This window comes from Bacteroides graminisolvens DSM 19988 = JCM 15093, assembly GCF_000428125.1.
Classification (GTDB): Bacteria; Bacteroidota; Bacteroidia; order Bacteroidales; family Bacteroidaceae; genus Bacteroides; species Bacteroides graminisolvens.
In genome coordinates this window covers 42,642-55,958 of the sequence record NZ_KE386628.1, presented here as the reverse complement: position 1 = coordinate 55,958, position 13,317 = coordinate 42,642, and the positions used below count along the sequence as shown (strand labels likewise).

The window sequence follows — 13,317 nt, the reverse complement described above, 5'->3', positions numbered from 1 at the left end:
ATCATTTTTCTTTTTTTTCCTTATTACTGATACTTTTGTATTTCAAATAAAAGAAAAATGAAGAAGCTGACTGTTTTACTTACCCTGCTATATCTATCTTTATTCAATAATACCGTCCTTGCTCAGGATTTGGAGCGTAATGTAGAAGACCGTTTAAAAAGTTATTTCAGACAATACAAACCGGTAAGAGCCAACATCGGAACTTGTAAATTGGACAGTTTCAGGGTTGATCACAACCGAAAGAAGTTGTTTGTATATGCAGGTGATAACTTTGCCAGCCAACCTTTTTTGCCCGAAATCACTGAAACAATTTATCAGGAGCTAAAGCAATTGTTGCCGGGGCCTGTTTGTTTCTATGACATTCAGGTTATTACCAACCGGAAAGAAATCAGTGAACTTAGTCCCAATATTTACAGGAAATCGAAAAAAGACAAATCTCGCCTTTTTACAAACATTGAATACAAAGGGGCACCTTGGGTGATCAATAACTCACGTCCTTACAACATCAGTAAAGGTCTTAATGGTCAACACGTGGCACTTTGGCAAAGCCACGGCAAATATTTCATTAATGACAAAAAAGAATGGGGATGGCAACGGCCCAGATTATTTTCTACTACAGAAGATCAATTTACTCAATCTTTTATTCTGCCCTACGTCATTCCGATGCTTCAAAATGCAGGCGCGGTTGTTTACACTCCGCGTGAAAGAGATACCCAGAAGCAGGAAGTAATAGTTGACAATGATACTCAAAAAGGTAGTTCTTTTTATCTGGAAGTGAAAAGCAGAAAAGCACGATGGGAAAAAGCAGAATCTAATGGTTTTGCCCAGCTTAAGCCAACTTATCAAGATGGTGAAAATCCTTTTTTGCATGGCACAGCCCGCTATGCAGCTACGGAACGGAAAAAGGATAAAGCATTTGCTGAATGGGTGCCCGAAATTCCGGAAACAGGCAAATATGCTGTATATGTTACTTATCAAACAATGAAAAATAGCGTGAGTGATGCCAAATATCTGGTATTCCACAAGGGAGGTGTTACTGAATTCAAGGTGAACCAACAAATAGGTGGAGGCACATGGGTTTATTTGGGAACATTTGAATTTGACAAGGGAACTAATGACTACGGCATGGTGGTACTCAGCAACGAAAGCAAAGAGAAAGGAATCGTTTGCGCTGATGCAGTACGCTTCGGAGGAGGAATGGGCAACATTGTCAGAGGAGGAAGTACCAGCGGATTACCCCGATATCTGGAAGGAGCTCGATATAGCGCACAGTGGTACGGCATGCCATACGACGTTTACGGAGGGCGTAAGGGTAGCAATGATTATATTGATGATATCAATACGCGGGCCAATGCCGTGAACTACTTATCGGGCGGTTCTGTTTATAACCCCACAGAAAAAGGATTAGGGGTTCCTCTGGAGATGACGCTTGCTTTACACAGCGATGCAGGATTTGATAAAGAAGATGATATAATAGGATCTTTAGCTATTTGCACAACAAACTTTAATGATGAAAAATTAAATGCAGGAACCAATCGTTTGGCTTCGCGTGATTTGGCTGACATTATGCTGTCTCAACTTCAAAACGATATATCGTCAACCTTCAATTTACCATGGAGCCGCAGGCAGTTATGGGATAGGAATTATAGTGAGACTCGCTTGCCTGCTGTCCCTTCAACCATTGTGGAACTGTTGTCGCATCAAAATTTTGCAGATATGCGTTTGGGACACGATCCAAACTTTAAATTTACAGTAGGGCGTGCATTGTACAAATCCGTACTTCGTTTTCTATCAACACAGCACAACAAAGATTTTATTGTTCAGCCCTTGCCGGTAGATCATTTTTCTATCCGTTTCGGAAAAAAGAAAAATACGGTGGAATTAAACTGGAATGCCGTAAACGACCCACTCGAACCGACTGCTAAGCCTAGAGAATATATAGTGTACACACGCGTGGGCCGTGGAGGTTTTGACAATGGGATTACGGTAAACGCTACAACTTATACAGCCAAAATAGAACCTGGATTGGTTTATTCTTTTAAAGTTGCTGCTGTTAATCACGGCGGAGAAAGTTTTCCATCGGAGATTCTGTCTGCCTATAAAGCCCGCAAAGAACGTGGACGAGTTCTTATTATCAACGGATTTGACCGTCTAAGTGCTCCGGCAATAGTCAATAATGAGCAGCAAGCCGGATTTGACATGGAAGAGGATCCGGGGGTGGCTTATCTGTCGGATATATCTATTTGCGGAGTGCAAACAGGATTCGACAGAACTAAAGGTGGCAAAGAAGGAAAAGGGTGTCTGGGTTATAGCACTGGCGAACTGGAAGGTATACAAATAGCCGGCAATACATTTGATTATCCTTTCATTCATGGAAAAGCCATACAGGCAGCCGGTTCATTCAGTTTCGTATCGTGTAGCGATGAATCAGTTGAAAGTGGTGAGGTGCCATTGGACGCATACGATGTAGTCGACCTGATATTGGGTTTGGAAAAAGAGAATACAAGTGGCATTCAGGCCGGACAGACCTATTACAAAACGTTCTCTTCTGCCATGCAAAGAGCATTAACGTCGTATAGTTTGTATGGAGGTAACATTTTTGTGAGTGGTGCTTACATTGGCAGTGACATGAGTTCATCACAAGGTAACCGCGAGTTCACGGAGAAAATTCTGAAATATGGCTACCAAGCATCGTTACAGGAAAATCGATCGGGAAATATCAGCGGATTAGGAAAAACGATTTCAATACCTCGTTTGCCTAACGAAAGATCGTATGCTGTTACAAAGCCCGACTGCCTAGTTCCTTTGGCTCCGGCCTTTTCAGTATTCAGCTATCTGCCTGGCAATCAGAGTGCAGGGGTGGCTTTCAAAGGAGATTACCGTACATTTGTAATGGGATTTCCTTTCGAAAGCATTGAATCCGAAGACGACCGAGCCTCTATTATGGCCTCCATACTAAAGTTTTTCTCCGATAAATAGTCTTGCATGTAAATAGGTACAAATTAAGTTAAGAATGCAAAGTGGTAGTTGTTTTTTCAATTTAAAGTTTATCTTTGCCCTATAGTAATAACCTAAAAAAACAACACTATGTACACTATACAAGCAAATCCATCGGGCACACGCAGCATGGAAATATCCAAAAAGAACCTACAAACCATTGAGAAATATGGTCTTTTCCGCCACCTGATTGACAGTACCGGCATTGTAGATGAGGAAGTTCTTGAAAAATTAAAATGGAACGTACGCTCTTTGATTGCATCGGAAACAGAAAATAGCAAAGACCTGCTTGACCTCTGTATTGATGTTATTTATCACAATAACATGAAAGCTTTTGGACTGCAACAGCTTATAAAACTTTATATAAGTTGGTTTAAAAAAGAAGAAGAGGAGGACGACGAATCATGAAAACGATAAATACTTGCGAAGAAATCAGATACAACCCGCTGGTTCCGGCTGTTGCTGCCATAGCAACAGCCAAACCCGGAGAAAGCATCAAAATAATCATGAATGACAGTAGTGCATTTAGTGATATTAAGGCTTACTTGTCGGAACAGAAAATTGGTTTCAGAGAAATATACGACGGTGAGAAAATGAGTCTGGAGTTCACTAAACATGAAGCCATCTGAACCTGATTGCGTAAATAATCAGAATTATCCGTATCTTTGCATCCATGAAAGAATACAAACTGACAGACTGGTTGCCTACAACCAAGAAAGAAGTGGAGCTTCGTGGATGGGAAGAACTGGATGTAATCCTCTTTAGCGGTGATGCATACGTAGATCACCCTTCATTTGGCGCGGCTGTAATTGGTCGCATACTTGAAGCTGAAGGCTTGCGCATTGCAATTGTTCCTCAACCTAACTGGCGAGATGATTTAAGAGATTTCAAAAAATTGGGTCGTCCACGTCTTTTCTTTGGGGTAAGTGCCGGTTGTATGGATTCCATGGTCAACAAATATACGGCCAACAAACGACTTCGCAGTGATGATGCATACACTCCCGACGCACGTCCTGATATGCGTCCGGAATATCCCAGTATTGTATATACACGTATTCTGAAAGAATTATGGCCGGATACTCCGGTTGTTTTAGGCGGGATTGAAGCATCCATGCGCCGGCTTACGCATTATGACTATTGGCAAGATACTGTTCGAAAAAGTATTTTATGTGATAGTGGAGCCGACTTACTAATATACGGAATGGGCGAAAAACCAATCGTTGATTTGGTACATCATTTACAAAAAGAAATAGAGACAGCCTGCATTGAGCATATAACTGTAGCCCACCTGAAAGCATTAGACTTCATTCCTCAAACCGCTTACATATCATCATCCATTCAACCGAATGCCGACGATATTTTGTTGGCCAGCCACGAAGAATGTTTGAGTGACAAGAAGAAACAGGCTGCCAATTTCCGTTTCATTGAGGAAGAAAGTAATAAATATGCTGCATCCAGAATGATTCAGTACGTAGGGAAAGAAGCGATAGTGGTAAACCCACCTTATCCGCCCATGAATCAGCAAGAGCTCGACCATTCTTTTGATTTACCCTATACTCGTTTAACGCACCCAAAATACAAGAACAAGCGGATTCCTGCCTACGACATGATCAAGTTCTCGGTCAATATTCATCGAGGTTGTTTTGGTGGTTGTGCCTTTTGCACCATCTCGGCGCATCAGGGTAAATTCATTGTCAGCAGAAGCAAAGAAAGCATTCTCAAAGAGGTTAGTGACGTGACTCAATTACCTGACTTCAAAGGCTATTTAAGTGATTTGGGCGGGCCTTCGGCAAATATGTATATGATGAAAGGCATTGATGAAGATATTTGCAGAAAGTGCAAACGTCCTTCGTGCATTCACCCTAAAATTTGTCCTAATCTTAATACGGACCATAAGCCATTGTTGGATATTTACCGGAGCGTAGATGCACTTCCGGGTATTAAGAAAAGTTTCATTGGCAGTGGGGTCAGATATGATTTATTACTGCATAGAAGCAAAAAAGAAGAGATAAACCGCCATGCAGATGAGTATACTCGCGAACTGATCAGCCGTCATGTAAGCGGCCGTCTCAAAGTGGCACCCGAGCACACCAGCGACGAAGTTCTTTACATCATGCGAAAGCCTTCTTTCAAGCAGTTTGAAGAGTTCAAAAAGATATTCGACCGCATCAACAGGGAAGAGAATATGCGTCAACAGCTTATTCCTTATTTCATAAGTAGCCACCCCGGCTGCAAAGAAGAAGATATGGCTGAACTGGCTGTGCAAACCAAACGCTTGGATTTTCATTTGGAACAGGTCCAAGACTTCACCCCTACTCCTATGACAGTAGCTACAGAAGCCTGGTATACCGGTTATCACCCATATACTTTAGAACCTGTTTTCAGTGCAAAAACGCCTCGTGAAAAGCTGGCACAACGACAATTCTTCTTCTGGTATAAACCCGATGAACGCCGTAATATTATCAGTGAACTAAAAAGACTCGGCAGAAAAGATTTGATAGACCAACTGTACGGAAAGCCATAGAAGAAATTATTTTTCTTCCATGGCTATCATTTCTTGCAGCACACTAACAGCTGTTTCAACATTCTCAACTGATTTTATAACCATAGACCGTTTGCCATTAGGTTCGCGCAGCTCGCAGCGACGGGTATAGGCCATCATATAAGCAATCACTTTACCAAAAGCAGTACTTTGAAAGAATGGGCTATCGGGGTTGGAGACAAAAAACAGAGTCATTCTTCCGGCTTTCAGGAAAACCTTCTCTGCTCCCAGTCGGGCTGCCAAACGTTTCAGAGGAACAATACGCAGCAATTCTTCCGTTTCGGGAGGTATAGGTCCGAAGCGATCCTCCAATCGGCCACGAAATGCCATGACCTCCTTATCCAGATTCAAACTGTCGAGCTCACGGTAAAGCAACATTCGCTCACTGCTTCCCGTCACATAATTGGCAGGCAAAAGAAGTTCCAAATCACTCTCAACCATACATTCGTCCACAAATTGCTCGCCACTGATCTTACCGTCGCTCATCACCTCATCGGCATATAACTCAGCAAACTCATCCGTTTTCAATTCGCGTACAGCCTCTGTTAATATCTTCTGATATGTTTCGTACCCCAGATCAGCAATAAAACCACTTTGCTCTGCACCAAGCATATTACCCGCTCCACGTATATCCAAATCTTGCATAGCAATGTGAATACCACTTCCCAGATCACTAAAATTCTCAATGGCCTGTAACCGTCGACGCGCTTCCGGAGTCAAGCTGGGCAAGGGAGGTGCCAATAAATAGCAGAATGCTTTTTTATTGCTACGTCCTACTCTGCCTCGCATCTGATGCAAGTCACTCAGACCAAAGTTATGAGCTTGATTAATTATAATAGTATTCGCGTTCGGTATATCTATTCCACTTTCAATAATGGTTGTGGCAATCAGCACATCGTAGTCATAATTCACAAAATCTAAAATGACCTGTTCCAACTGCGCAGGCTCCATCTGTCCATGTCCTATCACAATGCGACAGTCGGGTATGCGACGCTGAATCATTGCCTTCAGCTCCGGCAAGTTCGAGATTCGATTATTAACCAGAAACACCTGACCATTGCGACTCATCTCAAAGTTAATGGCATCTGTTATGACTTCCTCGTTGAACGTATGCAACTCTGTTTGTATGGGATAACGGTTAGGCGGAGGAGTAGAAATCACACTCAAATCACGCGCACCCAGCAATGAAAACTGTAATGTACGCGGAATAGGCGTTGCCGTCATGGTCAACGTGTCAACATTGACTTTTAACTGGCGGAGTTTCTCTTTCACACTAACTCCAAACTTCTGCTCTTCGTCAATAACTAACAGTCCAAGATCCTTAAACACGACGTCTTTGCCAAGAATACGGTGCGTTCCGATCAAGATATTCACCGTACCCTCTTTTAATCCTTTGATAACACTTCGCGTCTGTGTGGCAGTACGTGCCCTACTCAGGTAATCAACTTTACAGGGAAGATCCTTCAAGCGCTCTTTAAATGTTTGATAATGTTGATAAGCCAATACGGTTGTGGGAACTAAAACAGCGACTTGTTTATTGTCTGTCACCGCTTTAAAAGCAGCACGAATAGCAACCTCGGTTTTACCAAAACCTACGTCACCGCACACCAAACGATCCATCGGCACATCCCGTTCCATATCTTGCTTGACATCAGCAGTAGCCTTGCTCTGGTCAGGAGTATCCTCATAAATAAAACTTGCTTCCAACTCTCTTTGCAGAAAACTATCGGGACTAAACGCAAACCCTTTTTCTTCCCTACGTTGCGAATAAAGTTTAATCAGATCACGTGCAATATCTTTAATCTTTGATTTGGTTCGCTCTTTCAACTTCTCCCAAGCACCTGTTCCCAATTTATTCAGGCGTGGAGGTTCTCCTTCTTTTCCTTTGTATTTGGAAACCTTGTGTAGGGAATGAATAGATACGAACACAACATCTTCATTCTGATATACTATTTTGATAACCTCCTGCGTCGTGTCTCCGTTAGGTATACGCACCAATCCGGCAAAACGTCCAACGCCATGATCGGTATGTACGACATAATCTCCGGGAGTAAACTGATTCAGTTCCTTCAACGAAAGAGCCACTTTACCCGAGCGCGCCTTGTCACTCTTTAAATTGTACTTGTGGTAACGGTCAAAAAGTTGATGATCGGTAAACACACAAATACGCAGTTGATTATCGGCAAAACCTTCATGCAACGTTCGTTCCACGGGAACAAAGCTGATGTGATCACCACGATCCTCAAAGATGGAACGGATTCGCTCAGTTTGCTTATTACTGTCACTACATATATAAAGAGTATAACCTTTCTCCTGATACTCCTTGAAGGAAGCAGCAACTAAATCGAAATTCTTATGAAAGACAGGTTGAGGCGTTACGGCAAATTGCAAACTGGCATCCGGTGTACCGGTGGGTTTTGATCCGAACTCAAGCCGACGAAAATCAAGTGCTCTGGTCACAAACTCACTTCCGTCAATGAGTTTATTCTCCAGTCTCATCGGAGCCGATCCTTCCTCTTGTGCTATGAGAGCCTGAGGAGCAACCGCCTCTTCATAAATAACCTGCATGCGTTCGCGAAGCCATAGAAAGTCCTTCACCGCCAATACGGTATTCTGAGGAATAAAATCAAGAAAAGAAGTATCACTTCCATCGCCAAGTCCCAGATCGGGAACAATCACAATGTTCTTCTTCTTTTCTATTGAAAGCTGAGACTCAACTTCAAAAGTACGGATACTCTCCACTTCATCGCCGAAAAAGTCGATACGATAAGGAAATTCAGAAGAAAAAGAAAACACGTCAATGATACTTCCGCGCACGGCATACTGTCCGGGTTCATAAACATAGTCAACGTACTCAAATCCGTAACTATGAAGTACGTCTGTAATAAAAGACGTGTCGACCCGCTCGCCCGTATGTAGTTTCAGCGATTTTTCCTTTAAATTATTACGGGAAACTACCTTTTCCGAAAGCGCATCGGGGTAAGTAACGATACAGACAGATGTATCTCCTTTTTCCAAACGACTAAGTGCTTCGGTGCGTAAAATTTCGTTTGCCGCATCTTTTTGGCCATACTTTATCGCCCTGCGGAAAGAAGAAGGAAAGAACAAAACCCGCTCAGTTCCCAATATCTGCGTAAGATCGTGATAAAAGTAGCCTGCTTCTTCCACATCACCCAATATGAAAACGAATGGAACATCGTATTTCCGGATCAATGAGGATGAAAAAAAAGAAGCAGCGGAAGCGCATAATCCTCCGCAAAAAAGATGTTTAACTGAAGTATCGTTAAGTAATTTATTGACCGCATCGGTATGAGGATGTGCGGCATATTGTTGTTGCAGTTCGGTAATGGTCATCTTTTGCTATTATCAAAAAAGCTAATTAGGGCACAAAAGTACTAAATTATACTTAGTTTTCATGCATTCTTTTTTATAACTACAAGAAAAAGAGTACATTTGTTTCTCAATTTAACAAAACTCCTATATGCAGACATCGGACAGCATTGTAATTATTCCCACATATAATGAAAGGGAAAACATAGAAAACATAATTCGTGCAATCTTTGGACTTGAAAAGGTATTTCACATTCTTATCATAGATGACGGATCACCCGACGGAACTGCTGCCATTGTAAAATCCTTGCAAACCGAATTCCCCGATCAGCTTTTTATATTGGAAAGAAAAGGCAAATTAGGATTAGGTACCGCTTATATTGCAGGGTTCAACTGGGCATTGCAACATCAATACGACTTCATTTTTGAAATGGATGCCGACTTTTCACACAATCCGAATGATTTACCCCGTTTATACAAAGCTTGTCACGAAGGAGGTGCCGATGTAGCCATCGGTTCCAGATACGTCAGTGGAGTTAATGTGGTAAACTGGCCGATGGGAAGAGTCTTAATGTCCTATTTTGCTTCCAAATACGTACGCATCATTACCGGAATGCCTGTGCATGACACAACAGCCGGTTTCAAATGCTATCGCAAAGAAGTGCTCGAAACCATTCGATTAGACAAAATCCGCTTCAAAGGATATGCTTTTCAAATAGAGATGAAATTCACAGCATACAAATGCGGGTTCAACATAACCGAAGTACCGGTTATTTTCATCAACCGCGAATTGGGAAGCTCTAAAATGAATAGCAGTATATTCGGCGAAGCCGTTTTCGGAGTTATTAAATTAAAGATAAACAGTTGGTTTTATAAATATCCTCAGAAAAAATGAAACGTATTCTCATCAAAAACGCTACGATAGTGAACGAAGGGAAACTATTTACGGGGTCCGTCGTTATTGAAGGTGAACAAATAGCCGAAATACTGGCTGCGGGCGTAACGCCTCAAAATCCTTGCGGGGAAGTTATTGACGCAACAGGATGCTACCTCCTACCCGGTATTATTGATGTGCACGTGCATTTTCGAGATCCGGGACTGACACACAAGGCAGACATTACCACCGAAAGCAAAGCAGCCGCAGCCGGTGGAGTCACATCAATAATGGATATGCCCAATACCACACCGCTCACTGTAACCTTGAGTGCGCTGCATGAGAAGCTCGACATCATGGCTCAAAAATCTTCGGTGAATTACTCTTGTTATTTCGGTGCAACCAATAACAATTACAAAGAGTTTTCGCAGTTGGATGAGCATAGTGTGTGCGGCATAAAACTTTTCATGGGCTCCAGTACCGGTAACATGCTGGTTGACCGCGCAAAAAGCCTGTCAAACATCTTCAGCTCTACCAACTTACTGATAGCCACGCATTGTGAAAGCCCCGATATCATTAAAAAGAATCAGAACCATTACAAAGAAAAATTCAATGGCGCCGATGATCTCCCGATTGGCTATCATCCGCTGATACGCTCTACGCAAGCTTGTTATGCCTCTTCAAAAATGGCTGTAAAACTAGCACAGAAAGAGAAGGCGCGCTTGCACATATTACACATTTCTACAGCAAAGGAACTAGGTTTGTTTACCAACGAAATTCCGGTTGAAGAAAAGAAAATCACAGCAGAAGTTTGTGTACCTCACCTTGTTTTCGCAGCAAGAGATTATAAAAGACTGGGAACCCGCATCAAATGCAATCCGGCTATAAAAAAAGCCAATAACAGGGAAGCACTCCGTGCAGCTGTGAACAGTAATTTGATTGACACCATTGCAACCGATCATGCACCTCACTTGCCGGCCGATAAAGAAGGAGGAGCTTTGAAAGCTGCTTCGGGAATGCCTATGATTCAATTTTCTTTGGTCAGTATGTTGAACCTTGTTGACGAAGGAGTGTTTACTATTGAAAAGGTGGTGGAAAAGATGTGCCACGCACCTGCTACAATTTATAGTATTAATAACCGCGGATATATTCGTCAAGGCTATCAGGCCGACTTGGTTTTGGTACGTCCTAAAAGCGACTGGGAGTTAACCCGGGAACAGATTCTGAGCAAGTGTCAGTGGAGTCCTCTGGAAGGTACCACTTTTCATTGGGCGGTACAGAACACATTCGTTAACGGACATCCGGTTTACTCACAAGGGCAAATTGATGAAACGTATCGCGGACAAAGATTAAGTTTTAGATGATTATAAAGTATAAGATTCATGAGGTATCCGAGTACATCAACTGGATTTACTTTTTCCATGCCTGGGGATTTCAGCCCCGCTTTGCCGCAATTGCAGATATTCACGGATGCGACTCCTGCCGCGCGTCTTGGTTAGCCGGGTTCCCGGAAGAAGACAGAGCTAAGGCAGCCGAGGCCATGCAGTTGTATAAAGATGCCAACCGCATGCTCAACCAACTCGATGAAGATTTTGAAATTAAGTCGGTCGTTAAGTTGTGCGAAGCAAACTCCGATGGCGACAATCTCATCATCGACGGTGTTACGTTTCCGCTACTCCGGCAGCAAGCCAAGAAAAGAGAAGGAGGCCCTTTCCTTTGTCTGAGTGATTTTGTACGCCCCCTCTCATCGGGAATCAAAGACACGGTAGGCGCTTTTGCAACCAGCATTGATGCCGACATGGAAGGTTTATTTGAGAAAGATCCCTATAAGCATATTATTGTTCAGGCATTGTCGGACCGGCTAGCTGAAGCTGCCACCGAAAAGATGCACGAATACGTACGCAAGGAAGTCTGGGGTTACGCCAAAGATGAAAACCTCAGCATGAAAGACCTCATGGTTGAGAAGTATCAGGGAATAAGACCGGCGGTTGGTTATCCTTCGTTACCCGACCAATCGGTAAACTTCCTGCTCGATGAAGTGCTTGACATGAAACAAATTGGTATCAAGCTCACCGAGAACGGTGCCATGTATCCCCATGCTTCTGTTTGCGGACTTATGTTTTCGCATCCGGCGTCACAATACTTTGCCGTAGGAAAGATAGGCGAAGATCAGTTGGCCGACTATGCGCAAAGACGTGGTAAGACAGTAGAGGAAATGAAGAAGTTTCTGGCTGCCAACTTACAATAAGACACAATCCAATGACTCCATAAACAAAAAAATCACTTCGTTGTGTGATTTTTAAGCGGTACTAAACGACTAACCTTTTAAAAAGCAATCTCCGGAAAATGAATGTGAACACAGAACAGGAATTCCTGTCCGTTATCAAAGAGTATGAGCGGGTAATCTATAAAGTTTGTTACCTCTATACTTCCAGGAATGCCACACTCAACGATTTGTATCAAGATGTGGTATTGAACCTATGGAGGGCGTATCCTAAGTTCAGGGGTGAATGTAAAATCTCCACATGGATTTACAGAATTGCTTTGAACACATGCATCAGTTTTATCCGTAAAGAAAAAAATGTGCCCGAGATCGTGACTCTCACTCCCTATGAAAGCGAATGGATGACTGAGGAGCAAGACAGTTTTCAACTGATGTTGAAGGAACTGTATTACCTCATCGGTCAGTTAGGACAACTTGACAAATCCATCATTCTGCTTTATCTGGAAGAAAAAAGTTACGAAGAGATCAGTGAAATAACAGGTCTTACGGTTACCAATGTGGCGACAAAACTGAATCGCATCAAAGAGAAGTTAAGAAAGATGAAGAAGAGCAACGAATAAAAAGAATTAGCTATATGGAATTGGATGAGTTAAAAAAATCGTGGAATGCACTTGACCAGCATTTGCAAAAAGACAGATTGGTTGACGAAGACAAGCTCAGTGAGCTAATCTCAACATACAAAAGCAATGCCGGCAAGAGTATCAGAAGACTGGCCGGTTGGCAACGCTTATCAGTTAGTATCGGCATCGCAGCCATTCTGATTGTGGTAGCATTGTGGTGCATACTTCCCCGTTTTATTTCCGGAAACCTGAAAGATGAGTCGTGCATACTGTGTCTTTTCTTTGCAGTCACCATCATTCTGGGAATCTTCTGGGATCTGAAAACATATCAGTGGGTCAGAGACACGAAAGTTGACGAAATGCCCATTGTACAAGTAGCCCTTCGGATGAATAAATTCCGTTCCTGGATGAAGTATGAAGTAATAGCCATCTCCGTATGGGCCGTACTATTTACCAGTTTATATTACTATTTAGTAGGTTTGTATCATAAACCCTTGCTATTTCAAGTAATTATTATATCTTTGCTGCTGTTGGTAGATGTCTGTATCATCTACCTGGTTTATAAAAAGCTTATTTATAGTCATTTAGATACTATTAAAAAGAATATAGAAGAACTTGAAGGACTTCATATCGCAGAGGCGCCTGACGATAACTTCAGAGCATAATCACTTCATTGAAAAGCGTATTCTTTACTCCTATTGGTTATAAGAAGGGGTTCCTCTGCGTTATT

10 protein-coding genes are annotated in these 13,317 nt (G+C 42.4%); 9 read left to right on the top strand and 1 reads right to left on the bottom strand.

Annotated elements, in window-relative coordinates:
- Nucleotides 1-57 precede the first annotated feature (57 nt).
- From C511_RS0115520 to C511_RS0115505, 4 genes are all read left to right on the top strand, one after another.
- Nucleotides 58-2,979: a golvesin C-terminal-like domain-containing protein gene (locus tag C511_RS0115520; protein WP_027318377.1), complete on the top strand. Its 2,922-nt coding sequence runs from the start codon at nt 58-60 to the stop codon at nt 2,977-2,979.
- A gap of 108 nt (nt 2,980-3,087) precedes the next feature.
- Entirely contained in the window at nt 3,088-3,405 is a 318-nt protein-coding gene (locus tag C511_RS0115515) for a hypothetical protein (RefSeq protein WP_024996785.1), read from the top strand.
- A complete protein-coding gene (locus tag C511_RS0115510) occupies nt 3,402-3,626 on the top strand; it encodes a sulfurtransferase TusA family protein (protein ID WP_024996784.1) in 225 nt (74 codons plus the stop codon). Before C511_RS0115515 ends, C511_RS0115510 begins: the two co-directional genes overlap by 4 nt.
- Before the next feature lie 44 nt (nt 3,627-3,670).
- Entirely contained in the window at nt 3,671-5,521 is a 1,851-nt protein-coding gene (locus C511_RS0115505) for a YgiQ family radical SAM protein (protein ID WP_024996783.1), read from the top strand.
- Nucleotides 5,522-5,527: 6 nt separating this feature from the next.
- Here the strand turns inward: C511_RS0115505 and mfd are convergent, their stop codons facing one another.
- Nucleotides 5,528-8,893 carry a transcription-repair coupling factor gene (gene mfd, locus C511_RS0115500; protein WP_024996782.1) on the bottom strand — a complete coding sequence of 1,122 codons (3,366 nt, stop codon included), beginning with the start codon at nt 8,891-8,893 and terminating at the stop codon, nt 5,528-5,530.
- 127 nt (nt 8,894-9,020) lie between these two features.
- On the opposite strand from mfd, the gene C511_RS0115495 reads away from it, so the two are divergent.
- From C511_RS0115495 to C511_RS0115475, 5 genes are all read left to right on the top strand, one after another.
- Nucleotides 9,021-9,764: a polyprenol monophosphomannose synthase gene (locus C511_RS0115495; RefSeq protein WP_024996781.1), complete on the top strand. Its 744-nt coding sequence runs from the start codon at nt 9,021-9,023 to the stop codon at nt 9,762-9,764.
- Nucleotides 9,761-11,107 carry a dihydroorotase gene (locus tag C511_RS0115490; protein ID WP_024996780.1) on the top strand — a complete coding sequence of 449 codons (1,347 nt, stop codon included), beginning with the start codon at nt 9,761-9,763 and terminating at the stop codon, nt 11,105-11,107. The genes C511_RS0115495 and C511_RS0115490 overlap by 4 nt, the downstream gene beginning before the upstream one ends.
- Nucleotides 11,104-11,991, top strand: coding sequence for a vitamin B12 dependent-methionine synthase activation domain-containing protein (locus C511_RS0115485; RefSeq protein ID WP_024996779.1), 888 nt, complete (start codon nt 11,104-11,106; stop codon nt 11,989-11,991). The genes C511_RS0115490 and C511_RS0115485 overlap by 4 nt, the downstream gene beginning before the upstream one ends.
- A gap of 98 nt (nt 11,992-12,089) precedes the next feature.
- Nucleotides 12,090-12,587, top strand: coding sequence for an RNA polymerase sigma factor (locus C511_RS0115480; protein ID WP_024996778.1), 498 nt, complete (start codon nt 12,090-12,092; stop codon nt 12,585-12,587).
- Between the two features lie 14 nt (nt 12,588-12,601).
- Nucleotides 12,602-13,252, top strand: a complete 651-nt coding sequence (locus tag C511_RS0115475) for a hypothetical protein (protein WP_024996777.1) — start codon at nt 12,602-12,604, stop codon at nt 13,250-13,252.
- The last annotated feature ends 65 nt before the right edge of the window (nt 13,253-13,317 follow it).

What these genes read in the sequence shown, in the direction of transcription:
- C511_RS0115520 (WP_027318377.1), top strand. Translation starts at nt 58, where the DNA reads ATGAAGAAGCTGACTGTTTTACTTACCCTGCTATATCTATCTTTATTC.
- C511_RS0115515 (WP_024996785.1), top strand. Translation starts at nt 3,088, where the DNA reads ATGTACACTATACAAGCAAATCCATCGGGCACACGCAGCATGGAAATA.
- C511_RS0115510 (WP_024996784.1), top strand. Translation starts at nt 3,402, where the DNA reads ATGAAAACGATAAATACTTGCGAAGAAATCAGATACAACCCGCTGGTT.
- C511_RS0115505 (WP_024996783.1), top strand. Translation starts at nt 3,671, where the DNA reads ATGAAAGAATACAAACTGACAGACTGGTTGCCTACAACCAAGAAAGAA.
- mfd (WP_024996782.1), bottom strand. Translation starts at nt 8,893, where the DNA reads ATGACCATTACCGAACTGCAACAACAATATGCCGCACATCCTCATACC.
- C511_RS0115495 (WP_024996781.1), top strand. Translation starts at nt 9,021, where the DNA reads ATGCAGACATCGGACAGCATTGTAATTATTCCCACATATAATGAAAGG.
- C511_RS0115490 (WP_024996780.1), top strand. Translation starts at nt 9,761, where the DNA reads ATGAAACGTATTCTCATCAAAAACGCTACGATAGTGAACGAAGGGAAA.
- C511_RS0115485 (WP_024996779.1), top strand. Translation starts at nt 11,104, where the DNA reads ATGATTATAAAGTATAAGATTCATGAGGTATCCGAGTACATCAACTGG.
- C511_RS0115480 (WP_024996778.1), top strand. Translation starts at nt 12,090, where the DNA reads ATGAATGTGAACACAGAACAGGAATTCCTGTCCGTTATCAAAGAGTAT.
- C511_RS0115475 (WP_024996777.1), top strand. Translation starts at nt 12,602, where the DNA reads ATGGAATTGGATGAGTTAAAAAAATCGTGGAATGCACTTGACCAGCAT.